The organism is Cupriavidus sp. H18C1 (assembly GCF_049311595.1).
GTDB classification, from domain to species: Bacteria; Pseudomonadota; Gammaproteobacteria; order Burkholderiales; family Burkholderiaceae; genus Cupriavidus; species Cupriavidus cauae.
Genome location: NZ_CP186008.1, coordinates 2,503,506 through 2,528,920 on the forward strand (window position 1 = coordinate 2,503,506; position 25,415 = coordinate 2,528,920).

At 66.8% G+C, this 25,415-nt stretch carries 16 protein-coding genes and 5 pseudogenes; 9 read left to right on the forward strand and 12 right to left on the reverse strand.

Going from position 1 to position 25,415, the window contains the following annotated elements:
- Positions 1 to 16: 16 nt before the first annotated feature.
- Positions 17 to 562, reverse strand: a complete 546-nt coding sequence (locus tag OJJOAM_RS11655; RefSeq protein WP_422648043.1) for a hypoxanthine-guanine phosphoribosyltransferase — start codon at positions 560 to 562, stop codon at positions 17 to 19.
- 196 nt (positions 563 to 758) lie between these two features.
- Entirely contained in the window at positions 759 to 2,162 is a 1,404-nt protein-coding gene (gene ffh, locus OJJOAM_RS11660) for a signal recognition particle protein (protein ID WP_422648044.1), read from the reverse strand.
- Positions 2,163 to 2,452: 290 nt separating this feature from the next.
- On the opposite strand from ffh, the pseudogene OJJOAM_RS11665 reads away from it, so the two are divergent.
- The 4 genes and pseudogenes from OJJOAM_RS11665 (at position 2,453) to OJJOAM_RS11680 (ending at position 7,846) form a co-directional block, all read left to right on the forward strand.
- Positions 2,453 to 3,425, forward strand: a pseudogene (locus OJJOAM_RS11665) (cytochrome C assembly family protein).
- A gap of 15 nt (positions 3,426 to 3,440) precedes the next feature.
- Positions 3,441 to 3,779, forward strand: a complete 339-nt coding sequence (locus OJJOAM_RS11670) for a PP0621 family protein (protein WP_422648045.1) — start codon at positions 3,441 to 3,443, stop codon at positions 3,777 to 3,779.
- Positions 3,776 to 4,367, forward strand: a pseudogene (gene ampD / locus OJJOAM_RS11675) (1,6-anhydro-N-acetylmuramyl-L-alanine amidase AmpD); the annotation flags it as partial. The gene OJJOAM_RS11670 and the pseudogene ampD, both read left to right, overlap by 4 nt.
- Before the next feature lie 542 nt (positions 4,368 to 4,909).
- Positions 4,910 to 7,846 (forward strand): ribonucleoside-diphosphate reductase subunit alpha, encoded by a 2,937-nt coding sequence (locus tag OJJOAM_RS11680; RefSeq protein ID WP_422648046.1) that lies wholly within the window; start codon positions 4,910 to 4,912, stop codon positions 7,844 to 7,846.
- Positions 7,847 to 7,928: 82 nt separating this feature from the next.
- Here OJJOAM_RS11680 and OJJOAM_RS11685 read toward each other — a convergent pair whose 3' ends face one another.
- The 5 genes and pseudogenes from OJJOAM_RS11685 to OJJOAM_RS11705 form a co-directional block, all read right to left on the reverse strand.
- Positions 7,929 to 8,339 carry a hypothetical protein gene (locus tag OJJOAM_RS11685; RefSeq protein ID WP_422649640.1) on the reverse strand — a complete coding sequence of 137 codons (411 nt, stop codon included), beginning with the start codon at positions 8,337 to 8,339 and terminating at the stop codon, positions 7,929 to 7,931.
- A 157-nt stretch (positions 8,340 to 8,496) separates the two neighbouring features.
- Positions 8,497 to 8,808: pseudogene (locus tag OJJOAM_RS11690) on the reverse strand (JmjC domain-containing protein); the annotation flags it as partial.
- A gap of 334 nt (positions 8,809 to 9,142) precedes the next feature.
- Positions 9,143 to 9,922, reverse strand: coding sequence for an ABC transporter ATP-binding protein (locus OJJOAM_RS11695; protein ID WP_422648047.1), 780 nt, complete (start codon positions 9,920 to 9,922; stop codon positions 9,143 to 9,145).
- A 660-nt stretch (positions 9,923 to 10,582) separates the two neighbouring features.
- Positions 10,583 to 11,461, reverse strand: coding sequence for an aKG-HExxH-type peptide beta-hydroxylase (locus OJJOAM_RS11700; protein WP_422648048.1), 879 nt, complete (start codon positions 11,459 to 11,461; stop codon positions 10,583 to 10,585).
- Positions 11,462 to 11,519: 58 nt separating this feature from the next.
- Complete coding sequence (locus OJJOAM_RS11705) at positions 11,520 to 11,681, reverse strand: hypothetical protein (protein ID WP_422648049.1); 162 nt, start codon at positions 11,679 to 11,681, stop codon at positions 11,520 to 11,522.
- Between the two features lie 640 nt (positions 11,682 to 12,321).
- On the opposite strand from OJJOAM_RS11705, the gene OJJOAM_RS11710 reads away from it, so the two are divergent.
- The 3 genes from OJJOAM_RS11710 to OJJOAM_RS11720 all read left to right on the forward strand — a co-directional run bounded on the left by OJJOAM_RS11710 (position 12,322) and on the right by OJJOAM_RS11720 (position 16,065).
- Positions 12,322 to 13,524, forward strand: coding sequence for a ribonucleotide-diphosphate reductase subunit beta (locus OJJOAM_RS11710; RefSeq protein ID WP_422648050.1), 1,203 nt, complete (start codon positions 12,322 to 12,324; stop codon positions 13,522 to 13,524).
- A 21-nt stretch (positions 13,525 to 13,545) separates the two neighbouring features.
- Positions 13,546 to 14,934: a DUF445 domain-containing protein gene (locus tag OJJOAM_RS11715; RefSeq protein WP_422648051.1), complete on the forward strand. Its 1,389-nt coding sequence runs from the start codon at positions 13,546 to 13,548 to the stop codon at positions 14,932 to 14,934.
- 354 nt (positions 14,935 to 15,288) lie between these two features.
- Positions 15,289 to 16,065 (forward strand): pentapeptide repeat-containing protein, encoded by a 777-nt coding sequence (locus tag OJJOAM_RS11720; protein WP_422648052.1) that lies wholly within the window; start codon positions 15,289 to 15,291, stop codon positions 16,063 to 16,065.
- A 130-nt stretch (positions 16,066 to 16,195) separates the two neighbouring features.
- Here OJJOAM_RS11720 and OJJOAM_RS11725 read toward each other — a convergent pair whose 3' ends face one another.
- Positions 16,196 to 17,095: a recombination-associated protein RdgC gene (locus OJJOAM_RS11725; RefSeq protein ID WP_422648053.1), complete on the reverse strand. Its 900-nt coding sequence runs from the start codon at positions 17,093 to 17,095 to the stop codon at positions 16,196 to 16,198.
- Positions 17,096 to 17,329: 234 nt separating this feature from the next.
- Positions 17,330 to 17,926 carry a BPSL1445 family SYLF domain-containing lipoprotein gene (locus OJJOAM_RS11730; RefSeq protein ID WP_422648054.1) on the reverse strand — a complete coding sequence of 199 codons (597 nt, stop codon included), beginning with the start codon at positions 17,924 to 17,926 and terminating at the stop codon, positions 17,330 to 17,332.
- A gap of 262 nt (positions 17,927 to 18,188) precedes the next feature.
- Between OJJOAM_RS11730 and OJJOAM_RS11735 the strand changes: the two genes are divergently transcribed.
- Positions 18,189 to 18,626, forward strand: a complete 438-nt coding sequence (locus tag OJJOAM_RS11735) for a hypothetical protein (RefSeq protein WP_422648055.1) — start codon at positions 18,189 to 18,191, stop codon at positions 18,624 to 18,626.
- Between the two features lie 102 nt (positions 18,627 to 18,728).
- Here OJJOAM_RS11735 and OJJOAM_RS11740 read toward each other — a convergent pair.
- A pseudogene (locus OJJOAM_RS11740) lies at positions 18,729 to 22,370 on the reverse strand (indolepyruvate ferredoxin oxidoreductase family protein).
- 277 nt (positions 22,371 to 22,647) lie between these two features.
- On the opposite strand from OJJOAM_RS11740, the gene OJJOAM_RS11745 reads away from it, so the two are divergent.
- Positions 22,648 to 23,124 (forward strand): Lrp/AsnC family transcriptional regulator, encoded by a 477-nt coding sequence (locus tag OJJOAM_RS11745; protein ID WP_006578359.1) that lies wholly within the window; start codon positions 22,648 to 22,650, stop codon positions 23,122 to 23,124.
- A gap of 190 nt (positions 23,125 to 23,314) precedes the next feature.
- On the opposite strand, the gene OJJOAM_RS11750 is transcribed toward OJJOAM_RS11745, so the two are convergent.
- Positions 23,315 to 24,148, reverse strand: coding sequence for an aldo/keto reductase (locus tag OJJOAM_RS11750; protein ID WP_422648056.1), 834 nt, complete (start codon positions 24,146 to 24,148; stop codon positions 23,315 to 23,317).
- A 208-nt stretch (positions 24,149 to 24,356) separates the two neighbouring features.
- Positions 24,357 to 25,287: pseudogene (locus tag OJJOAM_RS11755) on the reverse strand (LysR substrate-binding domain-containing protein).
- Positions 25,288 to 25,415: the final 128 nt, after the last annotated feature.

The following is a 25,415-nucleotide window of genomic DNA, read 5'->3' on the forward strand; positions in this document are numbered from 1 at the left end:
CCGAGCCGGAGCCGGCTCAGTCCTTCAGCGCCCGGATGGTGCCGAGGTTGCGCCAGTAGCCCTTGGCGTCCATGCCGCAGCCGAACACATAGCGGTCGGGTACCGTGAAGCCGCAGAAATCCGGATGCATCGGCTTGGCCTTGGCCAGCGTCTTCTCGCACAGCACCGCGGCGTAGAACTCGCGCGCGCCCATGTCCATGATGCGCTGGCGGATGGCCGCCATGGTCTCGCCCTCGTCCAGGATGTCGTCGAGCACCAGCACGGTCCGGTCCTTGACCGACTCGCGCGGGGCCACGCGCCACTGCATCTCGCCGCCGACCGTCTTGTTGTTGTAGCGGGACAGGTGGATGTAGTCGAACTCCAGCGGGAATTCGAGCTTGGGCAGCAGCATGCCGGTGAAGACCACGGCGCCGCCCATCACCGACAGCACCAGCGGGAAGCGGTCGCCCATCTTGTCGGTGATCTCGCGCGCCATGCGGTCCAGCGATTGCTGCACGGCCTGGGCGCTGACGATTTCCTCGGAGTTGGCCCACAGTTCGCGGGCCTGTTCGGCAGTCATCATGATGTTCGGTCCTGATCTGGCGGTGTTCTTTGCGGCGGCAGCCGGCCAGGAAGCCAGGGTGCCGCGGTCGGTGGTGCGAATGTTGGTGCGAACGTTGGTCCGATTGTCGGTGCGATCGGAGGTGCGGTCAGTGGTGCGGTCGGTGGTGCGGTCGTGGCGCAGTCCGTGATGCGGCCGGGCTTCGCTCGGCGGCGGATCAGCGATTGAACAGGCCCTTCATGCCGCCCTTCATCCCGCCCATCGAGCGCATCATCTTGGCCATGCCGCCGCCCTTGAGCTTCTTCATCATGCTCTGCATCTGGTCGAACTGGTTCAGCAGCCGGTTGACTTCCTGCACCGGCACGCCGGCGCCCGCGGCGATGCGGCGCTTGCGGCTGGCCTTGATCAGTTCGGGCTTGGCGCGCTCGGCCGGCGTCATGCTGTTGATGATGCCTTCCATGCGGCGCACCTGCTTCTCCGCCTGGTCCATATTGGCGCCCTGGGCCTGCTGGGCGAATTGCGCCGGCAGCTTGTCGACCAGGCTGCCCAGTCCTCCCATCTTCTTCATCTGGCCGATCTGGGCCTTGAAGTCCTCGAGGTCGAAGCCGCCGGTCTTCTTGATCTTCTTGGCCAGCTTCTCGGCCGCTTCCATGTCGACGCCGCGCTGCGCCTCCTCGACCAGCGCGAGGATGTCGCCCATGCCCAGAATGCGCTGGGCCATGCGGTCGGGGTAGAAGGGCTCGAGGCCGTCGAGCTTCTCGCCGACGCCGACGAACTTGATCGGGCGGCCGGTCACGTGCCGCACCGACAGGGCCGCGCCGCCGCGCGCATCGCCGTCCAGCTTGGTCAGCACCACGCCGGTCAGCGGCAGCGTGTCGTTGAAGGCCTTGGCGGTGTTGACCGCGTCCTGGCCGAGCATCGCGTCGACCACGAACAGCGTTTCCGCCGGCTTGAGTGCGGCGTGCAGCGCGGCGATCTCCTGCATCATCGCCTCGTCGATGCCGAGCCGGCCCGCCGTGTCGACGATCAGCACATCGTGATAGTGCTTGCGGGCCCAGTCGACCGCCGCGCGCGCGATGTCGACCGGCTTCTGGTCCGGCTGCGAGGGGAAGAAGTCGGCGCCGACCTGTTCGGACACGGTCTTGAGCTGGGCGATCGCGGCGGGCCGGTAGACGTCGCACGAGACCGTCAGCACTTTCTTCTTCTTGTTTTCCTTGAGCCATTTGCCCAGCTTGCCGACCGTGGTGGTCTTGCCCGCGCCCTGCAGGCCGGCCATCAGGATGATCGCCGGCGGCTGCACCGCCAGGTTCAGCTCGGCGGCCTTGCCGGGCGCGCCGTCGGCCGAGACGGCTTCCTCGCCGCCGATCACCGCGGTCAGCTCGCGCTGCACCACGCCGACCAGGGCCTGGCCCGGCGTGAGGCTGCCGACGACTTCCTCGCCCAGCGCCTTTTCCTTGACGCGGGCGACGAACTCCCGCACCACCGGCAGCGCGACGTCGGCCTCCAGCATGGCCAGGCGAACCTCCCGCAACATCTCGGCGGTATTGGCTTCGGTCAGGCGTGCCTCGCCGCGCATGGTCTTGACGACCCGCGCCAGGCGTTGAGTGAGATTGTCCAGCATGGCAGAAATCCGGAGGTGGGCTTTGTAGGGTTGCGGCGCGCCGCCGCGCTTATCGGCCGGTCATCGATCGGTTGTTGGCCGACCATCGGCCGGCTGTCGACCGACTATCGGCCGACCGGTGACCGACTGGTGACCGGTCATCGGCCGCATCGTCGACCGCGGTCCGGACCGTGGCGTGGCACCGGCGCGGACGATGGCGCCGGGCGTCCATCGCGGCGTCGCCATCCGGCCTTGCCGCCGCGGGTCACTGCCGTCGGTCACCACGGCAGGCGCTAGGGTAAACTGCGCGAATGGCGATTGTACTGTATGCCCTGACGGCACTCCTCTATTGCGCGCTGGCCTATCACGGCTGGGCGACGCGCCACGCCGGGCTGGCCGCCAGCACGGCCGGCGGTCCGGCGGGCGGTCCCGGCATCGGGGGGCCAGCCGGGTTCGATGGTGCTGATGCCGGGTCCCGCGCCGGGCGGCAGTGCGGAGGGGCAGCCCGCCTGGTGGCACGTGCTGATGGTGGCGGTGCTCGCCAGCCACGGCATGCTGCTGCACGAGACCATCTTTCCGGCCGACCGCATGGTATTCGGCTTCGCCTTCGCGCTGTCGGCGATGCTGTGGCTGGGCGTCGGCATCTACTGGATCGAGAGCTTCTTCTTCTCGCTGGCGGGACTGGGGCTGGTCGTGATCCCGGTGGCGATGCTGGCCAGCCTGATGCCGCTCGCCTTCCCCGGCGCGCAGATCCTGGGCTATGCCGCGCGGCCGCTTTTCAAGCTGCATTTCATCATCGCCAACGTCGCCTACGGGCTGTTCACGCTGGCGGCCTTCCATGCCTTCCTGATGCTGCTGGTCGAGCGCCGGCTGCATGGCTTCAACCGCGGCCACGGCGTGCACGTGCCGGGCGGCGCGATGGCCGCCGGCGCGCCGCAGCAGGTCGGCTGGCTCGGCCGCTGGCTCGATCTGCTGCCGCCGCTGCTGACGCTGGAGAAGCTGCTGTTCCGCCTGATCGCGGCCGGCTTCGTGCTGCTGACGCTGACCATCGCGTCCGGGCTGCTGTTTTCCGAGGAGCTGTTCGGCCGGGTCTTCCGCTTCGACCACAAGACCGTGTTCGCGGTGGTCTCGTGGGTGATGTTCGCCGGCATCCTGGCAGGCCGGCGGTTCTACGGCTGGCGCGGCCGCGTGGCGCTGCGCTGGGTCATCGCCTCGTTCTGCATCCTGCTGCTGGCCTATGTCGGCAGCCGCTTCGTGATCGAAGTGATTCTGCATCGCCTCTGAAGCAAGGCATCGTCGATGGCACGTCTGTTCCTGTTGCTGGCGATCCTGCTGGCCATTTTCTGGTGGCTCGGCAGCCGCGTGCGCGCGCGCCGGGCCGAACCCCCGCCGGCCGATGCCGGCGTGCCGCGGCAGGGCGCCGACGGCCGCGCGCAGGAGGCGATGGTGCCGTGCGCCCACTGCGGCGTGCATCTGCCGCGCAGCGAGGCGATCGCCTACCAGGGCCTGCACTACTGCCGTGCTGCGCATCTGCCCGAATCCCAGGACCGTTTTGGCGACAGGGACGGCGATAACGGCGGCAATCGCGGCGGCAATCGCGGCAGCGACGGCGGCGACGACGGAGGCGGTCCCGCATGAAGGCGCCGCTTCCGTCCCGGCTGCGGCTCGACGGCGCGGGCTGGGTCGAGGGCGCGCGCCGGGTGCCGTCGCCCAACTTCGATCCGCGTCCCCCCGGCATGCCGGTCGATCTGCTGGTGGTGCACAACATCAGCCTGCCGCCCGGCGAGTTCGGCAGCGACGATATCGAGGCGCTGTTCCTGAACCGGCTCGACCCGGCTCGCCATCCGTTCTTCGCCACCATCCACGCGGTCCGTGTGTCGGCGCATTTCCTGGTGCGGCGCAGCGGCGAGCTCGTGCAGTTCGTCTCCTGCGAGGACCGCGCCTGGCATGCCGGGCAGTCGGCGTTCTTCGACCGCGAGCGCTGCAATGACTTCTCGATCGGCATCGAGCTCGAAGGCTGCGACACCTTGCCGTTCGAGCCGGCCCAGTACGACACCGCCGCCGCGCTGACCCGGCTGCTGCTGCGCGCCTATCCGATCGCGGCCGTGGCCGGCCACAGCGATATCGCCCCCGGCCGCAAGACCGACCCCGGCCCGTGCTTTGACTGGCCGCGCTTTGCGCAGGCGGCGGGGGCTCGCTCCGGCGATGCTGCCGTACCGCCCCGACGGGGCGGCTTCCCTAGCCGAAAACCCTTGCCGGTGCGGGGCTTTCGGGGGGGATATCGGCGGGACTATCGGAAGCGCGGCGCTCATCGAAAAAATTCTTTCGTCGGTGCGGCAACCGACAAAACGGTCGCAACCCTTGAGCCGCTTGGTCTGGCGGGGAGGTGGGCGGTTCGCGTGGCGCCGGACCGGCCTGCGGCAGCGCTTGTCAAGACTGGTCAACGCGATTCATTTCACTATACTTAGTCCAGCTTTTCGTTATGACCACTACATCTAGTGGTGCTTTCGGGGGAGCCGACCTAGGCGTGCAGCGTTCGCCACGGGCTCGGCAGGTTGCCTTCGCGCCACGCGCGACAAGCGTTTCCAGCCGGCCGGCAGCGCGTACAGCCGCGCGCCACAGGGTCGGCACGTCACAAGAGCCCTCCACGGGAATGCAGCAAGGCAGTAATCCGGCACGGCATCGCCGCGCCCGGGATGTCTCTTTTTGCGCATTTTCCAAGGGCTCTTTGTCGTTGATAACACTGGTCAAAAAAACAGGAGTGCTTCATGCAGACGGCCCAACAAGAATTCGCCGGCAAGGCCGGTTCCGCCGCCGTGGCGCAGCCGAGCCCCGCCGCTGAGAACGCCGCTGGCAACTACCAGGATTACAAGATCATCCGCCGCAACGGCGCGGTGGTCGCTTTCGAGCCGAGCAAGATCTCGGTGGCGATGACCAAGGCCTTCCTCGCCGTCAACGGCGGGCAGGGCGCCGCCTCGGCCCGCGTGCGCGAGCTGGTCGAGCAGCTGACCCAGAACGTGGTGCGCGCGCTGCTGCGCAGCCGTCCGAACGGTGGCACCTTCCACATCGAGGACGTGCAGGACCATGTCGAGCTGGCGCTGATGCGCTCGGGCGAGCATGAGGTCGCGCGCGCCTACGTGCTCTACCGCGAGAAGCGCAACCAGGAGCGCAGCCACGCCAACGCGCAGGCCGTCGCCCGCGTGCAGGGCGGCGTCAGCTTCAACGTGACCGATGGCGGCGTCACCCGACCGCTGGACCTGGTCGCGCTGCACGCGCTGATCGACACCGCCTGCGCCGGTCTGGGCGGTGGCGTCGAGGCCGAGCCGATCCTGAAGGAAACGGTCAAGAACCTGTACGACGGCGTGCCGATGAGCCAGGTCTACGACTCGGCCATCCTCGCCGCCCGCACGCTGATCGAGAAGGACCCGGCCTACAGCCAGGTCACCGCCCGCATCCTGCTGCACACCATCCGCAAGGAAATCCTCGGCGAGGAAGTGACCCAGGCCGAGATGGGCAGCCGCTACGCCGAGTACTTTCCGAAGTTCATCGCCCGCGGCATCGAGGCCGAGCTGCTCGACGAGAAGCTCGCGACCTTCGACCTGGCGCGCCTGGGCGCGGCGCTGGACGCCTCGCGCGACTTCCAGTTCAACTACCTGGGCCTGCAGACGCTGTACGACCGCTACTTCCTGCACATCGACGAGACCCGCATCGAGATGCCGCAGGCGTTCTTCATGCGCGTCGCGATGGGCCTGGCGCTGAACGAGAGCGACCGTGAAGGCCGCGCCATCGAGTTCTACAACCTGCTGTCGTCGTTCGACTTCATGTCGTCGACGCCGACGCTGTTCAACTCGGGCACGCGCCGCTCGCAGCTGTCCTCGTGCTACCTGACCACGATCTCCGACGACCTCGAAGGCATCTACGAGGGCCTGAAGGAGAACGCGCTGCTGTCGAAGTTCGCCGGCGGCCTGGGCAACGACTGGACCAATGTGCGCGCGCTGGGCTCGCACATCAAGGGCACCAACGGCAAGTCGCAGGGCGTGGTGCCGTTCCTGAAGGTGGTCAACGATACCGCCGTGGCGGTCAACCAGGGCGGCAAGCGCAAGGGCGCGGTCTGCGCCTACCTGGAGACCTGGCATCTGGACATCGAGGAATTCCTCGAGCTGCGCAAGAACACCGGCGACGACCGCCGCCGCACGCACGACATGAACACCGCGAACTGGATTCCGGACCTGTTCATGAAGCGCGTGATGGAGAACGGCGAATGGACGCTGTTCTCGCCGTCGACCTGCCCGGACCTGCACGACAAGGTCGGCAAGGAATTCGAGAAGGCCTACCTCGGCTACGAAGAGAAGGTCGCGCGCGGCGAGCTGAAGCTGTTCAAGAAGATCCCGGCGATGCAGCTGTGGCGCAAGATGCTGGGCATGCTGTTCGAGACCGGCCATCCGTGGATCACCTTCAAGGATCCTTGCAACATCCGCAGCCCGCAGCAGCACGTCGGCGTGGTGCACAGCTCGAACCTGTGCACCGAGATCACGCTGAACACCAACGACAGCGAAATCGCGGTCTGCAACCTGGGCTCGGTGAACCTGGTCGCCCACCTGAAGCAGCAGGCCGACGGCAGCCATGTGCTCGACCACGCCAAGCTCGAGAAGACCATCCGCACCGCGATGCGCATGCTCGACAACGTGATCGACATCAACTACTACGCGGTCGACAAGGCGCGCAATTCGAACCTGCGCCACCGTCCGGTCGGCATGGGCATCATGGGCTTCCAGGACTGCCTGCACGTGCTGCGCGTGCCGTACGCCAGCGACGCCGCAGTGCAGTTCGCCGACACCTCGATGGAGGCGGTCTGCTACTACGCCTACCAGGCCTCGACCGAGCTGGCCGAGGAGCGCGGCCGCTACAGCACCTACGAGGGCTCGCTGTGGGATCGCGGCATCCTGCCGCAGGACTCGCTGAAGCTGCTGGCCGAGGAACGCGGCGGCTACCTCGAGGTCGACCAGTCGTCGACGATGGATTGGGACAAGCTGCGCGCCCGCATCAAGCAGCACGGCATGCGCAACTCGAACTGCATCGCGATCGCGCCGACCGCGACGATCTCGAACATCATCGGCGTGTCGGCCTGCATCGAGCCGACCTTCCAGAACCTGTACGTCAAGTCGAACCTGTCGGGCGAGTTCACGGTGGTCAACGACTACCTGGTGCGCGACCTGAAGGCACGCGGCCTGTGGGACGAGGTGATGGTCGCCGACCTGAAGTACTTCGACGGCTCGCTGGCCCGCATCGACCGCATTCCGCAGGACCTGCGCGACCTGTACGCGACCGCGTTCGAGGTCGAACCGACCTGGCTGGTGGAGGCCGCCAGCCGCCGCCAGAAGTGGATCGACCAGGCCCAGTCGCTGAACATCTACATGGCCGGCGCCTCGGGCAAGAAGCTGGACGACACCTACAAGCTGGCGTGGATCCGCGGCCTGAAGACGACCTACTACCTGCGCACCATCGCCGCCACGCACGTCGAGAAGTCGACCGTGTCGCGCGGTTCGCTGAACGCGGTGTCGTCGGGCGCCGCCGCCGGCGGTGCCTCGGCCTCGGCGCTGGACCAGGCTGCCGCCTCGGCGCCGGCGATGCCCGAAGCCGAAGGCGCGGTCTGCACGATGCGCCCGGGCGATCCGGGGTTCGACGAGTGCGAAGCCTGCCAATAACGGTGGAAACGGAAGCCGGCTGACAGCGGGCTTCTAAAAAAGACCCGTAGGTCCCTGATCAGGGCCTGCGGGTTTTTTTGTTTTACGGAGCGACCTCACGAGGAGCATCGCAACCGAATCGGTATTCGACATCCTTGCCGACAAGCCCTATGTCCATGAGACTTTGGAGCCGTCGCGACATGACCTCCCAGTCTGCCTCTTGCGATGCCAGGTCGTATCCGCGCATCCCGCCGAAATGTGGCAGCCGGCACAGGACCGAATACTCTTCGTCCGTCAGCAGATGCGTTCGACCCAGCGCGTATATCTTCACACTGTCGGCATTTCGCTCGAGCGGTACCGCGTCGATCGGTATTCGCCGGAACATCGCCTCGCCCGTGGCTTGATTGAGAACGGGGAAGTCTGCCTTGATTCTCGCGTTGGCATGGCCCGAGCGATAGAACCGCAAGAATCTGTTCAGATTCTCGTCGCTGATCAGAGCGGTCATGAACTGCATGCTGTCGTCCACCAGCGTCTCGAATGACCCGTCTCCCGGTCGAATATCGGTAAAACGGGATACCAAAGCGATCCTGCTGCATGCCCCATGCGATGAAATCGGAGACCGTGGGGTAGACCACGCTGATGGTCAAATGCAGACTGGGCTCGCCGATCGAAATGACGTCATGCCAGGTGCCTTTCGGGATGAACATGATGTCGCCCCGCGAGACGGTCACGGCCGCGCCGGGTTTCAGCTTCTCGGGATCCGAAATTTCGGTGACGCTCGCGTGTTGGTGACCGCTTGGCGATTCAAAGAAGGTCCATTTTTTTCGCCCATCGATCTGTATGACGATGACGTCATGATCGTCATTGTGCCGCCCAAAACCCGATGTCTCGCCGAACGAAACGTAGGCATTCGCGGTCGATCTGGCCCCCCAGGGTGCCTCCCACCTGTTCCGTAAATGTCTCCACTCCCGAGGCGAGCTCATTGACTGCTTCCAATACGGCAGTCACGCCTTCCCGCATCAATCGGTGCAATTCGCTGATCACGAGCTGGTCCGTTCTTCTGCCGAATCGATCCTTGACCGGTCGGAATGCTCTCCTGTTGACAAGATCGTGGTCCCTCTCCGTCGACAAACGCAGCCGATCGTTGGTCAGCCGGTTACAGGACAAGCAGTAGTTGAGGGCGTCCCAGGAGAACAATTCTCGGAGCTCGCGCTCCGAGGCCCGCATGCGCAAGAACGTTCTGCGATGGCAGCTTGCCCTGAAGGTGTCGTCGTGGAGCAGGCGATGAGCCAGATCAGTGTGTTCCACATTCGTCTCCTAGTGCCTGACCTCGACGATGGTCCGGTCCATGCAGCACTGGTCCAGCAGTTCATCGAGCGCCTCGCGATTGGAGGCATCCAGGTTGGCGTCCCATTCATCCAGCAGGATCAGGTTGACGTCATCCAGCTGAAGCAGTTCCGCGATCGAGGCCCTCGTCCGCTCGCCGCTGGACATGGATGAAAGATCCGCTTTCCAGATCAGTTGGTGATGCTGAGTAGGAAGCAGAAAGCTGCGCTCCTTGAAACGGTCTTTCAACGCCAGCAGAACCGTGGACTTGCCGCTGCCGTTGGCGCCCGTAATGGTCAGGCGCCCGTTGTGCGCGGCGCCGATGATGCGGGTTGCCTCCTCGACGCCGGCTACCGGCTGACCGTTGATTCGAACCACGCCGCCGAGATTGAGGGAGGTTTCGCCTTCCGGCCGGATCGACCTTGCGGCATCGAGCAAGACGTGGAGCCGCGAGTGAACCGACGAAAAATCCAGCGCCTTGTAGACAAGGGCACTGAGCGAATTGAGTACCAGAAATACGCGGGTGAGGCTGACAATGATGGCCGCAACGATGCTTGCATCGGCATGCCCCCATTGCGTCACGGACAGGATCAGATAGACGGTCGGCAGTAACGAAGCGGCGGCGAGGACAATATTTCCGAGCTGCCTTGTGGCCTGCAGACGGTCGGCACACCCATAGAATTGCGCAGCCGATTCCCTGCGCTGCTGCTGCCACAGCAGTTCGTTGTGGCGATTGCCCAGCGTCACGTTTTCCCAGGCGCGAGCCAGCACGGATGCGTAGCGGATATAGTTCCCCCTCGTAACGGGCGGATGCACGGGAGACAAGGCCGCGGGTGGCGAGGACAATGGCCGTACACAGCATCAAGCTGACGAGATAGCCGAGCAGCAGCCTTGGGGGCAGCAGCAGCCCGATGACGATCATGCTCAAGACACTGTTGAGCGTGAAGCTGGTCAGATCGTGGATAAAGGTGATGTGATCCCGTAGTACCGGCAACGAATTACTGGCCAATGCGGCACCGATCCGTTCCTTGAGCGTGGTATTCCGAAATACTTCCGTCTTGTCGCGAAGACATTCGACAAAACATTGAACGACAGCCGCATGGGCTTCGTTGATCCACCGCTGCATCACATACAGTGACAGACAGCCCGGCAGATAAGGAATCGTCATGCTGGCGAGATAGAAATAGAGCCATTTTCCGTAATCGCCGCCTGCTTCGAATTGGGTGATAACCGCGGTCAGGAAATAAGTGGAACTGGCAATGATTGCCTGATGCAGGACAATCAGCCCAATTGCAAGCCAGGCACTTCGATGGAGCAGCAGAATGCGCCAAGTGTCACAGTCACAGCTTGCGGGAGTGGTTCGGTTCACGGTTCACCAGCATGGATTCATGATGTCGTCACGCAGCGGGCGGAAGGCGGCCGCGCGGAGGCTCACTGCGCGCACCCTTCGGTCGGCCTCACCTCGTCGAGCACGGATGCCGCATGCAGCAGCAGCTGGGTTGCGCGAGGCCGGAATGCTTGGGGATAGCGGGACAGGGTTCGCTTCGTCGACTGGATCGACTCGCGAAGCTGTTCCAGCATCAGATGGGTTGGCGGATGGACCCGCGGCGCGGAGAGATGTCCCGAGCACTGTTCCCGGAACAGGAGCACTTCCGCCGCAACGACAATGCTGTGGAGCACCTTGTCCAGCGGACGTGGGATGTTCAGGATGGCCGAGGTCGTCCAGGTGCTGGAGTCGAATAGAACGGAGTAGTTGTAGTGCGCGTAACGCAGCTCATCCAGAAACAACGCGTGATGGGTGAGTTCATGGACGAGGATTTCTACTACATCGCTCCGGTGATAATCCGGCCCGGGATTCATCCATATCAATCCGATGGCCTGTGACGTCGAGCCGCCCCTCGCCACCGACGAAGAACAAAGCAGGATGTCCGTGATGATGATGTCGAACAATGCCGCATGTTGTGGGGAATGCTGCGCGAGCTGATTGACAGCCCCGGTGACAAGGCGTCTTTTCCGTTCGTTGTCGGGGTCGTTGGCGCTGCTTATCACGCATGCTTGCGCCTTGTCATCCAGCAGCGAGTCGTTGCTGAACAGCCGCGACAGTCGAGCCTGTGCGTCGGCGTCCATCACGAACGTCGGTTTCAGCTCCACCTCGGAAATCGGCCGCTGTTTGAGGGTGGCCAGGAAGTTCCGATACCGAGCCGCCAAACCGCTGAGCGTAGCGCATTCGCTCGCGCCCTCAGGATGAGTCGTGGCAGTCAATGTCAGGATCGTCTGGATTTGCGCGTCGAAGCTTGTTTGAAAGATCAAGGCGGCCTCCTGCTCAACGAGAGAGTGCCCACCAGGGCGATGGGCACATTCCATGCACTTAGATCTGGTCTTCGTACGCGATCATGTTCAACGGCTGGTTCATATTCCAGGCGCGCCCTTCGATTTGTGCTTCGACTTCGATGGCGGCGAGCTCGACGTCCTGCTCATTGATGAGCGCAGCCGAGGCCTTTACGACTTGATCGAGTTCTGCTTTCGACATGATGGGCTCCAATGGTTGGGGGTTGCCCTCGAGGCGGGCGAATGGAATATGGCAGCGATTTCCTGGGATGAGCGCTAACACTCGCAGGAAAGGAAAAGGAGCGTTCGTTTTTTATACAAGCGCGCCGGAAAACGTCATGACACCCTCAATTCCCATAACTTCAGCCGGATCCGTGAGCCTGCCGGCGGGCTCCAGTGGCGACTGGCTCCGCCGCGTCCGTATGCGGCAGGAGCGCAGAGGCCGAGCCGGGAAAGATGGTGATATCGTCAGCATCCGGCCCGCCCGCCTCACTTGGGCGGAAGGAAGGCGCACCTACTACTGATAGTGTTTGAGGATGGTCCCGGCACGATCAGTAGTATTTCTTTGGCCCCGGCCTTCGACGCGAGTGCTACAATCGCATCCAGATCAACACAGTGATGGAGGGATGGCATATGAAGGCTTATTCGCGCCATCCCAGCCACACACGCAGTCCGGCACCTGGACGTTTATGGGGCACGTACGGCATCCCCGCGCAGCCTGAAGTCGCCCCCGGCCAGTAAGCCGCAAAACCCTTCCGGCGCGACGCCGATCCCGACAATGGAACGCCTGCGCGGGCGTCGTCGGAATTGGCGCACCAACGCTTTCCACGGAGAACAACACCATGCTCAGCTGGGACGACGACGTTCAAGCCAATTCGCAGGCTGCCCCGCAGCCCGCGCCTCAACCCGCCCTGCAACCTGCCGTCGCCGCCACCGCCGACCAGCAGGGCGTGCTGCCGCCCGCTGCGACGCAGCCGGGCGCCGGCATCCTCGGCAACAACCCGAACGCCGCGGCCGCGCAGAGCACGCGCCGCGTCAACGCCGCCGACAAGCGCGTGATCAACGGCGCCACCGACGTCAACCAGCTGGTGCCGTTCAAGTACAAGTGGGCCTGGGAAAAGTACCTGGCCGGCTGCGCCAACCACTGGATGCCGCAGGAAATCAACATGTCGCGCGACATCGCGCTGTGGAAGGACCCGAACGGCCTGACCGAAGACGAGCGCCGCATCATCAAGCGCAACCTGGGCTTCTTCGTCACCGCCGATTCGCTGGCCGCCAACAACATCGTGCTGGGCACCTACCGGCAGATCACCGCGCCCGAGTGCCGCCAGTACCTGCTGCGCCAGGCCTTCGAGGAGGCCATCCACACGCACGCCTACCAGTACATCGTCGAGTCGCTGGGGCTGAACGAGGCCGAGATCTTCAACGCCTATCACGAGGTGCCGTCGATCCGCGACAAGGACGAGTTCCTGATCCCGTTCATCGACACGCTGACCGATCCCTCGTTCAAGACCGGCACGCCGGAGAACGACCAGAAGCTGCTGAAGTCGCTGATCGTGTTCGCCTGCATCATGGAAGGCCTGTTCTTCTATGTCGGCTTCACGCAGATCCTGGCGATGGGCCGGCAGAACAAGATGACCGGCGCGGCCGAGCAGTACCAGTACATCCTGCGCGACGAGTCGCTGCACTGCAATTTCGGCATCGACCTGATCAACCAGATCAAGCTCGAGAACCCGCATCTGTGGACGGCGGAGTTCAAGGAAGAGATCGTCGGTCTGTTCAGGAAGGCGGTCGACCTCGAATACCGCTACGCCGAGGACACCATGCCGCGCGGCGTGCTGGGCCTGAACGCGCCGATGTTCAAGAGCTATCTGCGCTTCATCTGCAACCGCCGCTGCCAGCAGATCGGCCTCGATCCGCTGTTCCCGAACGAGGAAAACCCGTTCCCGTGGATGAGCGAGATGATCGACCTGAAGAAGGAGCGCAACTTCTTCGAGACGCGCGTGATCGAGTACCAGACGGGCGGTGCGCTGTCCTGGGATTGAGATTGCCAGCGTCGCGCCGGGGTGTCGGACGGTAGCGAAATCGGCGGTAAGGAAGGGGACGTTTCGGTCGAAACGTCCCTTTTTTCATCAAAGAGGATGCGGGTACGAGCGGAGCGGGGTGGGAACGCCATGCAGCAAGAGCGGATCGCGGGCAAGGAAGCCGAACTCCGGCGCATGCAGCGTGTGGCGCTGGCATGCGTCGGCGCGGCGGCGGCGGTGTTCGCCACGACGCTGTTCCTGCCCCCGACGTTCTGGATCCGGCTGGTCAGGGCGGGCGCCGAGGCGGCGATGGTCGGCGGTCTGGCGGACTGGTTCGCGGTCGTGGCGCTGTTCCGGCGCCCGCTTGGCCTGCCCATTCCGCATACGGCGATCATCCCGAAGAGCAAGAACCGCATCGCCGACAATCTCGCGGCATTCGTCCGTGACAAGTTCCTGAACCCCGAGGTCGTGACGGACCTGGTCCGGCGCAGCGATCCCGCCCAGTGGCTGGCCGCCTGGTTCAGCCAGCCGGCCAATGCGCGCCGCATCGGCCGGCATGCGGCCAATCTGATGAGCGTGCTGCTCGATCTGGTGGACGACCGGCGCATCCAGGCATTCCTCAACGATGCCGCGCGTACGGTCATCGGCCGCATCGATTTCTCGCAGGCGCTCGGATCCGTGCTGGAGATGCTGACCCGGGGCGGCAGCCATCAGCAGTTGCTCGATGCCGTGCTCAGACACGCAATCGCCCTGCTGAGAAGGCCCGAGACGCAGCAGCTGATCGCCCAGCGCGTGGTGAACTGGCTCAAGAGCGAGCACAAGTGGAAGCAGATCGTGCTGCCGACCGAGTGGCTGGGCGACAAGGCCGCCGAGGCGGCGCGCACCAACGTGATCGACTTTCTCGACGAGGTCGCCCGGATGCCGGCGCACGAGCTGCGGGCGGCCTTCGACAAGGCGCTCGAAGCGCTGATCGCGAGGCTCAAGACCGATGAAGCGTTCCTGCGCAGGGGGGAGGAGTTGAAGGACTTCGTGCTGCGCAATCCCGAGCTTGCCGACTATGCCGCCAGCGTGTGGGCCTCGCTCCGCGAATGGCTGTCCAACGACCTCCAGGCGAGCTCGCCACAGCTGCAGCAACAGGTCGAGCGCGTGGGCCTGTGGTTCGGCCGGAAGCTGTCCGGCGACGAGGAATTGCGCCGCTCCATCAATGACCACGCCGAGTCGTTCGCCGCGACGGCCGCACCGCGGTTCGCCGACTTCCTGACGTCGCATATCAGCGACACGGTGCGCAACTGGGACGCGACGGACATGTCCCGGCAGATCGAACTGAGCATCGGTCCCGACCTGCAGTACATCCGGATCAGCGGCACGGCGGTGGGCTGCTGCATCGGCATCCTGCTCTTCCTGGTATCGCACCTGGGCGAGATCTTCTGAGCGGCTGCCCGGCTTCCGCGGCGCGTTTCCGGGCTTCTTCCCCCGAGGCGCGTTTACCCTGAAGTCCGCGCCGAACTGCAAGGTTTTTTTGCCGGGGCGGTCCCTCGTCGTGAGGCCTGGGTCACCAACCCCGCAAGGAGCGGACCAAAATCGATAGTCTGCTGCCCTAACGGCATGGTCGGACGTCTCCGCCGCGGGAACAATGGCTGCCATTCGAATCGACGCTTTGATCCGACCCATCGATTCAACGCTTCGAGTCGACCCTTCGATTCAACGCTCCAATTCGATCCTTCCAGTCGAACGTCGAATCGAACAATCCACCGAGCAGCCTGATTCCACAGCGGGAGAGCCGACATGACCATTCCCAGTATCCACCGCGGCGTTGCCGTGCCTTCCGCGCCGGAGCAGTCTGGCGCCATCCCCACCGCGTCCACCAGGCCGGTGAATGCCGGTATCGAGCTCGCGGTGCATGACGCCAGCCAGGCCGAGCCACCGGGTCACGATGTCGTGCCCCGGCAGCGCGGCTGGCATGGCTTTCTGGAGCTGGCCCGGCGGCTGGTCGGGCTGGGCGCGAACGACGCCTCCCGCGCCCCGTCGACGACCGCCGCGCAGCGCAGCGCGCTGCTGCGCCGCGTCAGCCTGGACCCGCGCGACGAGGCGCCGCTGACGGCGCTGGCCTTCGATTTCAGCAATGCGGACCTGGCGGGTGCCGATCCACCGGTTGCCGGCGTATCGCATCTGCGTTTCAACGGCGCCAATCTGAAGCAGGCGACGCTGCGCGATATCAGCCTGGCGTGGACCGATTTCAGCGGCGCCGAGCTCGACGGGGCGCGCGTCACGATCGCCGCGGAGACGCTGGCGCGGGTCGCGCGGCCCAGCGTGCTGGCGCTGGCGTTGCAATCGATCGCGACCATCGACCCGCGCCATGCGGGGCTGCGGCGCGCGCTGACGGAGCAGGTGCTGGGCGCCCTGCAGCAGGCGGCGGCACTGGCGCGCAGGGACCGCGCCATGCTGCCCGCCGAGTTGCGCGCGCTGGTCTCGGTGCATCCGCTGTTTGCCGGCATGCCCGGCCGCGAGGCGGTGCTGGAGCGATGCGCACCGGCGGGTGCCGAGCGGCATCCGGCGCGCTGAGTCGCTGAGTCGCTGAGTCGCTGAGTCGCTGAGGCCGTAAGCCGTTGCGTCGCTGAGCCGGGGCCGGCATCGACGCCGGCCCCGTATCCAAAACCGCCGAGGCGGGCGACTACCGCCGCCGAAACCGGCCTCAGCCCTTCCGTTCGCCGCCCAGCGCCTCGGTCAGATCGCCCAGCATGGCCGACAGCTCGCCGGCCATCAGCGCGAAGTCCGCGTCGAAGCGCTCGTCCTCGTCGCTCATGGTGCCGTCGATCTGCTCCTTGACCACATCGAGCGGCGCCACGCGCTTGATCGCCAGCGCGTCGGTCAGTACGAAAGAAACGCGGTCGTTCCAGGTCATCGCCAGGCGCGTGCAGCGCTTGCCGGCGGCGATATGGCGGCGCAGTTCTTCGGCATCGAGCGGATGGCGGACATAGCGGACGGTGGCCTTGCTCTCGGCGCTGGCCTGCAGTTCGATCTCCTGATCGACGGTAAAGCCGGCCGGCGCCGCATCGTCGGCCAGCCAGCTGGTCATGGCCGCCACCGGCGACTGGTTGACCTGCAGCGAGGTCAGCGGCAGCGGGTCCAGCGCCTTGAACAGCAGCGTGCGCACCTCGTCGGCCTTGATCGCCGAGGCCGCGTCGATTGCCAGCCAGCCGCGCTCCGGGTCGATCCAGACGCGGGTATCGCGGCGGATGCTGAAGGCACGCGGCAGCAATTCCTCGGTGATCTGTTCCTTCAGCTCGCGCAGCTGCTTGCGGCCCGGCTTGTAGCCCTGCTGCTCCTCGAGTTCGGCGGCGCGCGCCTTGGTCACCTGATTGACCACGGTGGCCGGCAGCAGCTTCTTCTCGGCGCGCATGGTCAGCAGCATCTGCTTGCCCACGCGGTGCACCAGCGCGCCGTTATCGCGCGGCGAGGCCCATCCCTGGGTCTGCATTTCGAGGCTGGTACCCGGATAGAAGGCGTGCGAGGCGAGGCAGGCCTCGACCTCGTCGGCGTCCTTGTTCCAGGGTGCGGAGAAGCGGTGTAGCTGAAGATTCTTGAACCACATGAGAATTCGGTACCTCGGCCGGTTGGCGAAAGGGACGAATTCTAGCGGCTTGGCGTTGCCGGTGTCGCGGACGTTGGCGTGGCGGAGGAAACAAAGGCGGCAAGGAGGCCGGCAAGGACGGCGGCAAAACGGCTCGGCTTCCCAGCCACGGAATCGACAAGAAAAAGCGCCGCGGCCCCCTGCCAAGGGCCGCGGCGCGAGGTGCTGCAAGGCATCACCCGCGGAGGGCGCGCCTTACAGGTCCAGCTTGGTGATCTTGGTGCCTTCGAGGCTCAGGCCCGCCATCAGGCCCGCATTGGTCAGCGCGAACCCCACCACCGGCTGCTGCACCGTATTGGTATCGAGCGCGCCGTTGGCGCCCACCTTGGCGACCGCCACGGTGGCGTCGACACCCGCGGTCCAGCCCTCGCTCGCCAGGAATTTGTCGAGCGCCTGCTGGTTCATGAACATGAAGATCAGCGCCTTCGATTGCGCGCCGATCTGCCAGCCCAGCGAACCCGAGATGGTGCGGTAATAGCCGCGGGTCGTATTGCCCACGCGCAGCGCGCCATCGCCATATTCGCCGCCGACGAAGAAGCCGGCCGACAGCGTGCGCGGAAACACCAGGATGCCCCGGGCGCGCGAGGCGAGGTCGCGCGAGCCGTTGACCGAGCTGTACAGCCGGTCCAGCGTGTTTTGAACGCCGGAATCGATCTCGCGGCGGCGCGTCGTTTTCTCGGCCGGGGAAGTGGCCGAATCGCGCGTGGTCGTGCACGCGCCCAACAGCAGGCCGCTGCCGGCCACCGCCAAACCGAGACCCGCACTGGCGTTCAGGAATGCCCTACGTTCCATGTTGTTCTCCTTTGTTCCTGTCAAACACTGCGATGCCAACCAGGATGGCGCCACGCCGACGGTCGCTGGATCGTTGGACCGGGCAAATGGCTTCCATCACGCTGCCCTCCGTTTGTGCAATATACAAAGCGAGAAACGCGACCGCTGTAGGACTTCCCGCCCAGCCGGGGTGGTGTCTGTCCTACACGGCACTTTTTGCGGCGCCAATGCAACGCGATGTAACGAGGTGTTGCGATGTCCGACACGGGCGCTACCATGCGGCATGCCTAATGTTCTTGCCCTGATCCCCGCCATCCTGCTGGTCGGCGCGTGCGCCTCGCATGCGCCCGCGGACCAGCAGGCCGCCGCTGCCGCCACCGCCGCCGCCGCCGAGAGCCAGGTCGCCTCCGGGCCGCCGCCCGAGTGGCAGAAGAAGCGGCAGCAATACACAGACTGCGCGCGCGACAAGGCCGAAGCCCGCTCGGCCAAGCCCGGCACGACGCAGGCCGTGGTCAACGATGCGCTGCGCGACTGCCGCGGCGAACTCGATGCCGTGCGCACCTCGTTCCGCGAGTACCTGGATGGCCAGATGGTGTCGGCCCACGGCAAGCGCTCGGCGCGCCAGGCCGCCGACCGGCTGGGCCGCGATACCGAGGACAAGGTGCGCGCCTATCTGCTGCGCCACGTCGAGTACCACCGCGCCGTCGCCGCGCGCCAGTAAGCCGGCGTTCGCACCTGCGCGGCGGCCCGCCGAGGGCCGCCCGCCGACGGGCACCGCCTCGATGGCCGCCCGGCTTTATCTCGTTTCCTCCCGATATTCCCCTCAATGCGGCGCGCCACTGCGCGCCGTTCCTGCGTCCGCCTGCCGGATCGGAATTCCCCTGAGTTGACCCGCGCCATTGGCGCCATGCGCGCTGTCCGGACGCGGATAGCGCTGTGCGTCGAAGCGGTGCAGCAACTCGGCCGCACGCGCGGCGGCGACCGCGTGCGCGGCCAGCTTGATGTGGCCGAAGCCGCGTACCTTGGCGGGCAATTGCGCGATCTCGACGGCGATCGGCAGCCGCGCCTCCGTCAGCGCCGGCAGCAGGGCGCGGATGCGGGCCTCGTAGTCGGCGATGGACTGCCGCTCCAGCCTGCGTTCGGCGGTCCTGCCGAACGGATCGAAGCGCGTGCCGCGCAGCCGCTTGCCCCCTGGCGAGCCATCCCATCAACGGCCATAGCCAGGCGCCAAAGGCGATCTTGCGCGGCGGCTCGCCATGCTTGCCGGGCCGGGACAGCAGCGGCGGCGCCAGATGGAAGCGCAGCCGCAGCGGGCCGTCGAAGCGCTCGCGCAGCGCCTGCCGGAAGGCGGGATCGCTGTGCAGCCGCGCGACCTCGTATTCGTCCTTGTACGCCATCAGGCGCGCGAACTGCTCGGCCACCGCACGGGTCAGCCGGCGCTCGCGTCCGGCCTCGCCAAGGGCGTGCTCCGCGGCCTGCACGGCCTCGACGAGCGCGGTATAGCGCGCCGCGTAGGCGGCGTCCTGGTAGGCGGTCAGCAGCGCCACGCGCTCGGCGATCAGCTGCGGCAGCGGCGTGGCCGAGGTCGCCGCGGGCTCGGGCGCGACCAGGGCCAGGCCGGCGGGTTTGCCATCGCCCGCGCCCAGGCGCGTCAGCGCGAGAGGATCGCCGGCCGCCAGGCGTCCCAGCGCCAGCGCTTCCAGGTTGGCGTCGACCGCGACGCCGTTCAGCTCGATCGCCCGTGTCAGCGCCGCCAGCGAGACCGGCACCAGGCCCTTCTGCCAGGCAAAGCCGAGCACCGCGATGTTGGCCGCCACCGTATCGCCGAGGAAGGCCGTGGCGAGCGCCTGTGCGTCCAGCGTGTCGATGCCGCCCGAACCCGTGGCGTGGCGCAGCTTGGCGAGCAGCGCGTCGGCATGCAGGTCGGCATCCGGATTGCGCTGGAATTCGGCCACCGGCGTCGGATGGGTATTGGCGACGATCTGCGTGCGCCGCGGCGCGACCGTCTGCAGCACGTCGGGCGAGGCGCCCACCGCCAGGTCGCAGGCCAGCACCGCATCGGCCTGCTGCGCGTCGATGCGCGCCTGGTTCAGCCACTGCCGGCTCTGCGCCAGCCGCACGAAGGACAGCACGGCGCCGCCCTTCTGCGCGAAGCCCATGAAGTCGAGCACGCTGGCCACGCGCCGCTCCAGATGCGCGGCCATCGCGATCAGCGCGCCGACCGTCACCACGCCGGTGCCGCCGACGCCGACCACCAGAATGTCGAAGGGCCCGGGGCCGAGCCGGGGCGCCGGCTCGCGCAACGCCGCCGCGCGCTCGCGCAGCGCCGTCGCGCCGCGCTCGTGCCCCACCGGGTGGCGCAGCGTCGCGCCCTCGACGGTGACGAAGCTCGGGCAGAAGCCCTTGATGCACGACTCGTCGTGATTGCAGCCGGCCTGGTCGATCTGGCGCTTGCGACCCAGCGCGGTCTCGACCGGCTGCACCGCCAGGCAGTTGGACTGCACGCTGCAGTCGCCGCAGCCCTCGCATACCGCCTCGTTGATAAAGACCTGCCGCGCCGGCGTCGGCGCACGGCCGCTCTTGCGGCGGCGGCGCAGTTCCGCGGCGCAGGTCTGCTCGTACAGCAGCACGGTCACGCCCGGCACCTCGCGCAGTTCGCGCTGCACCGCATCGAGCGACTCGCGCGGATGGAAGGTGGTGCCCGCCGGAAAGCAGACGCGGCGGCCGCGATGCACGTCGATGCGATCGCTGACCACGGCGACGCGCGCGACCCCTTCGGCGCTGACCTGGCGCGCGATCGCCTCGACGTCGAGCGGGCCGTCGACCGGCTGCCCGCCGGTCATCGCCACCGCGTCGTTGCACAGGATCTTGTAGGTCACGTTGGTGCGCGCGGCCACCGCCTGCCGGATCGCCAGATAACCCGAGTGATAGTAGGTGCCGTCGCCCAGGTTCTGGAACACGTGCGGCGTCGCGGTGAAGCGGCTGTGCGCGACCCAGTCGACCCTTCGCCGCCCATCTGGATCAGCCCCGAGGTCTCGCGGTTCATCCAGCTGGCCATGAAGTGGCAGCCGATGCCGGCCTGCGCGCGCGAGCCTTCCGGTACGCGGGTCGAGGTGTTGTGCGGGCAGCCGGGGCAGAAGTAGGGCTGGCGGCGGATGCCGTCGGCCGCATTGGACAGCAGCGCGTGCTCGCTGAACTGCGGCACCAGTTCGCGCCGGTCCAGGCCGCGGCTCAGGCGGGCGAGCCAGTCGGCCACAGGCTGCATCAGCCGCGATGGCCGCATCTCCTCGCGCTCGGGCAACAGCGGCCGGCCATCGATGTCGAGCTTGCCGGCGATGGCCGGGCGCACGCCGTCGGGCGCGTTATAGAACAGCGCCTGCAGCTGCCGCTCCACCAGCGGGCCCTTTTCCTCGACCACCAGGATTTCTGCCAGGCCGCGCGCGAACGCCCGCAGCCGGGTCGGCTCGACCGGACAGGCGAGCCCGAGCTTGTAGACGCGGATGCCGGCGTCGGCCAGCGCCTGCGTCGAGATGCCCAGGCGCCGGAACACTTCCATCAGATCGTGATGTGCCTTGCCGCAGGTCACGATGCCGGCGCGGGCTTCGTCCGCCTCGACCACCATGCGGTCGATGCTGTTGACGCGGGCGAAGGCGCGCACCGCGTCGAGCTTGGCGCCGAGCCGCTGTTCGATGCGCGGCGACGGCAGGTCGGGCCAGCGGTAGTGCAGGCCGTCGGGCGGCGGCAGATGGCCGGTGGCCCGGTGTATCGCCTCCGCGTCCTGCCAGCAGGCGACGCGCGCATGGACCTGGTCGAGGTCGACCGTCATCGCGCTCTCGACGGTCTCCGACAGCGCGGTGAAGCCGACCCAGTTGCCCGAGTAGCGCGACAGCGCCCAGCCGTAGAGGCCGAACTCCAGGTACTCGGCGACATCGGCGGGGGCCAGCACCGGCATCGACCAGGCCTGCATCGCGAAATCGCTCTGGTGCGACATCGACGACGACACGCAGCCATGGTCGTCGCCGGCCACCACCAGCACGCCGCCGTGCGGCGAGCTGCCATAGGCGTTGCCATGCTTGAGCGCGTCGCCGGCGCGATCGACGCCGGGGCCCTTGCCGTACCAGAGGCTGAAGACGGCGTCGACGGTGCGTTGCGGATCGCCCTCGACCTGCTGGGTGCCGAGCACCGCGGTGGCGGCGAGCTCTTCGTTGATCGCGGGCAGGAAGCGCACGCCCGCGGCATCGAGCAGCGGCGCGGCCTTCCACATCGCCTGGTCGACCATGCCGAGCGGAGAGCCGCGATAGCCGCTGACGAAGCCGGCGGTACCCAGGCCGGCCGCATGGTCGCGCCGCGCCTGTTCGAGCACCAGGCGGACCAGCGCCTGCGTGCCGCTCAGAAAGACCTGGCCCGCGGGCGCGGTCAGGTTGTCCGACAGTCGATAGTCGGTGCGCAGCGTGCGTGTCTCCATCGCGGCCTCCTTCCGGCCTCCTTTCGGCCTGTTGACCAGCCTTCTTTTTGGCCTGCTGGCAGCGTCCTCTTTGGCCTGCGAGCAGCGTCCGGCCAGCGTCCCGGCGGCGCGCTGTCGTTGACGCACGGGCGCTGCGCGGGCGATGCGCGGCCGGTATTCCGGCCGTCTCCAGGCCCATCTCCTGAAGACCATGTTAGGCACGCGATCGGAGAAATGGATTTCTCAATTTTGCCGCCAGGGCCTAGATTGGAGAAAACCCATCTCGATAACGGGCGATATGAAGAACGAAGAGGTTCTGGACGAGTACTCGCGCCGCATCCTCGCCGAGCTGCAGCGCGACGCGCGCCAGTCGCTGCAGCAGCTGGCCGGCGCGGTGGGCCTGTCGGTCACGCCCTGCTGGAAGCGGCTCAAGGCGATGGAGGAGAGCGGGGTCATCCGCAACTACACGGTGTGGGTCGACCGCGAGCGGGTCGGGCTGTCGAACTGCGTGCTGGCCGAGATCAATCTGACCCGCCACAGCGAGACCGTGGTCGACGAATTCGAGGCCGCGGTGCGCCGCTGCCCGGCGATCGTCGAGTGCTATCGCACCACCGGCCAGGCCGACTATCTGCTGAAGGTGCTGACGCCGGATATCCGCGCCTACGACGCCTTCCTGCACGACGTGATATTCCGGCTGCCGGGCGTGACCGGCATCCGTTCCAGCATCGTGCTGTGCGAGGTCAAGAGCGGGGCGCCGCTGCCGATCGGCGCTTGAGTTGGAGCCTGAGTCGGGGCCTGAGTCGGGGCATGAGTCGGGGCATGAGTCGGGGCATGAGTCGGGGCCTGAGTCGGGGCCTGAGTCGCGCGCCTGGGTGGTGCTCCTGAGTGGTGCTCCTGAGTCGCGCGCCGGAGCTGCGCGCATGCCTCGGTGCCTTGGTCGCTCTTCCCGGTCAGCGCCGGCGGTGCTACAGCATCTCCAAGGGATGCGGCCCGCGCGGCGGCGGAAACAGGGCATCGAGCTCGGCCAGCTGCGCGGCGTCGAGCGCGATCGACAGCGCCGCGGCGTTCTCGCGCAGGGCGTCGCGCCGTCCCGTCTTCGGAATCGCGATGACGCCCTCGCGCGCCAGCAGCCAGGCCAGCGCGGCCTGCGCCGGGGCGATGCCATGGCGCGCGGCAAATTTCTTCAGGCCGGCATGGCGCAGCAACCGGGCCTGCTCGATCGGCGAATAGGCCATCACCGGCACGCCGCGCTCGCGCAGCCACGGCAGCAGATCCCATTCGATGCCGCGGCGGCCCAGGTTGTACAGCAGCTGGTTGGCCTGGACCCGGTCCCCGCCCGGCACCTTCCACAGTTCGCGCATATCGTCGAGGTCCAGATTGCTGACGCCGAAGTGGCGGATCTTGCCGGCCTGCTGCAGCGCGAGGAAGGCCTCCATGGTCTCGGCCAGCGGCACGCCGCCGCGCCAATGCAACAGGTACAGGTCGATGCGGTCGGTGCCGAGCCGGCGCAGGCTGCGTTCGCAGGCCGCCACCGCGTCGCGCCGTCCGGCGTTGTGCGGATAGACCTTGGTGACCAGGAACACCTCGTCGCGCCGGCCGGCGATCGCCTCGCCGACCAGTCCTTCCGACAGCCCCTCGCCATACATCTCGGCGGTATCGATCAGCCGCAGGCCGAGGTCCAGGCCGAGCCGCAGCGTGGCGATCTCCTCGGCGCGGCGCGCGGGATCGTCGCCGATATTCCAGGTTCCCATGCCGAGGGCCGGCACGCGTTCACCGCAGGGCAGCAGCACTTCCTTCATGGCGCATCGCTCCTATGTGTTCTGGGATTCGAGGTTCGAGGTTCGGGTTCGGGTTCGGGTTCGGGTTCGGGTTCGGGATTGGGATTGGGATTGGGTTCGGGATTGGGTTCGGGTCCGGGATTGGGGATTGGGTATCGGGGATCTGGAAGCCGATGGCGTGGGCGCATCCGTCGGCGCCGCATCCATCGGCGCTTCATCCGTCCACACTTTATCCCTCGGCGCTTCGTTCGCCGGCGCGGCCATCGATGCCGCTCTGCTGCACCAGCCATTGGCGGAACGCACGCGCCGCCGCCGGCTCGGCGCGCTCGCGCGGCCAGACCGCGTAGTAGCCGCCGCCCAGGGTCGCGCTCGCCTGGGTCGCACGCACCAGCAGGCCGTCGCGCAGGCAGGCATCGATCATATGCCGCCAGCCCAGCACGATGCCGTGGCCCTCGATGGCCAGCTGCAGCAGGATCGGATACTGGTTGGCCACCACGCGGCGGTTCGGGCGTGCATCGGGCAGGCCGTTCTGCGCGAGCCAGGTCTCCCATGACATCCATTGGCGCTGGGCGTCCTCGAGCACCAGCAGCGTCTCGTCGACCAGGTCGGCGGGTTCCAGATGCCGGCCGCGCAGGTAGCCGGGCGCGCAGACCGGGAACACTTCCTCGTCGTACAGGCGCCGCGCCGCGAAGCCCGGCGGCGGACCTTCACGCAGATAGTAGAAGCCGATATCGAACTCGGCGCCGGACATCGAGGCAAGGCTGTCGTTGACGACCAGGCGCAGGTGGAAGTCCGGATGCGCGGCGCGAAAGCGCGCCAGCCGCGGCGTCAGCCACAGCACCGCGACGCCGGAAGAGCAGGCCACCGACAGCTCGGTATGTCCCTTGCGCTTCATCACGTCCTCGGTCGCCTCGGCGCAGCCGACTCAGCAGCCGCTGCACCACCTCGGCATAGCGCTGGCCGCTGACGGTCAGCCGCAGCGCGCGCGGCTCGCGCACGAACAGTTTCTTGCCGAGGAATTGCTCGAGCTGGGCGACCTGCCGGCTGATCGCGCTCTGCGTCAGATGCAGCTCGGCGGCGGCGCGCGTGAAGCTGCCGTGCCGCATCGCCGCCTCGAAGGCGATCAGGCAGGGCAGCGGAGGAAGCGGGGAAATGCGCATGGCGGCGTCCGGTCGGTCAAGCCGCCATGATAGTGGAGCGTTTGAAGTCGCCGCCGAGCAGGGGCGCAGACCGGCTGCGCCCCCTCTCCGGCTGGCGGAAGAAGGGCAGGGAGAGGGCAAGCGCGCTC

Coding starts and splice junctions, on each gene's coding strand:
- OJJOAM_RS11655 (WP_422648043.1), bottom strand. CDS start 562: ATGATGACTGCCGAACAGGCCCGCGAACTGTGGGCCAACTCCGAGGAA.
- ffh (WP_422648044.1), bottom strand. CDS start 2,162: ATGCTGGACAATCTCACTCAACGCCTGGCGCGGGTCGTCAAGACCATG.
- OJJOAM_RS11670 (WP_422648045.1), top strand. CDS start 3,441: ATGGCACGTCTGTTCCTGTTGCTGGCGATCCTGCTGGCCATTTTCTGG.
- OJJOAM_RS11680 (WP_422648046.1), top strand. CDS start 4,910: ATGCAGACGGCCCAACAAGAATTCGCCGGCAAGGCCGGTTCCGCCGCC.
- OJJOAM_RS11685 (WP_422649640.1), bottom strand. CDS start 8,339: ATGCAGTTCATGACCGCTCTGATCAGCGACGAGAATCTGAACAGATTC.
- OJJOAM_RS11705 (WP_422648049.1), bottom strand. CDS start 11,681: ATGTCGAAAGCAGAACTCGATCAAGTCGTAAAGGCCTCGGCTGCGCTC.
- OJJOAM_RS11710 (WP_422648050.1), top strand. CDS start 12,322: ATGCTCAGCTGGGACGACGACGTTCAAGCCAATTCGCAGGCTGCCCCG.
- OJJOAM_RS11720 (WP_422648052.1), top strand. CDS start 15,289: ATGACCATTCCCAGTATCCACCGCGGCGTTGCCGTGCCTTCCGCGCCG.
- OJJOAM_RS11725 (WP_422648053.1), bottom strand. CDS start 17,095: ATGTGGTTCAAGAATCTTCAGCTACACCGCTTCTCCGCACCCTGGAAC.
- OJJOAM_RS11730 (WP_422648054.1), bottom strand. CDS start 17,926: ATGGAACGTAGGGCATTCCTGAACGCCAGTGCGGGTCTCGGTTTGGCG.
- OJJOAM_RS11735 (WP_422648055.1), top strand. CDS start 18,189: ATGCCTAATGTTCTTGCCCTGATCCCCGCCATCCTGCTGGTCGGCGCG.
- OJJOAM_RS11745 (WP_006578359.1), top strand. CDS start 22,648: ATGAAGAACGAAGAGGTTCTGGACGAGTACTCGCGCCGCATCCTCGCC.
- OJJOAM_RS11750 (WP_422648056.1), bottom strand. CDS start 24,148: ATGAAGGAAGTGCTGCTGCCCTGCGGTGAACGCGTGCCGGCCCTCGGC.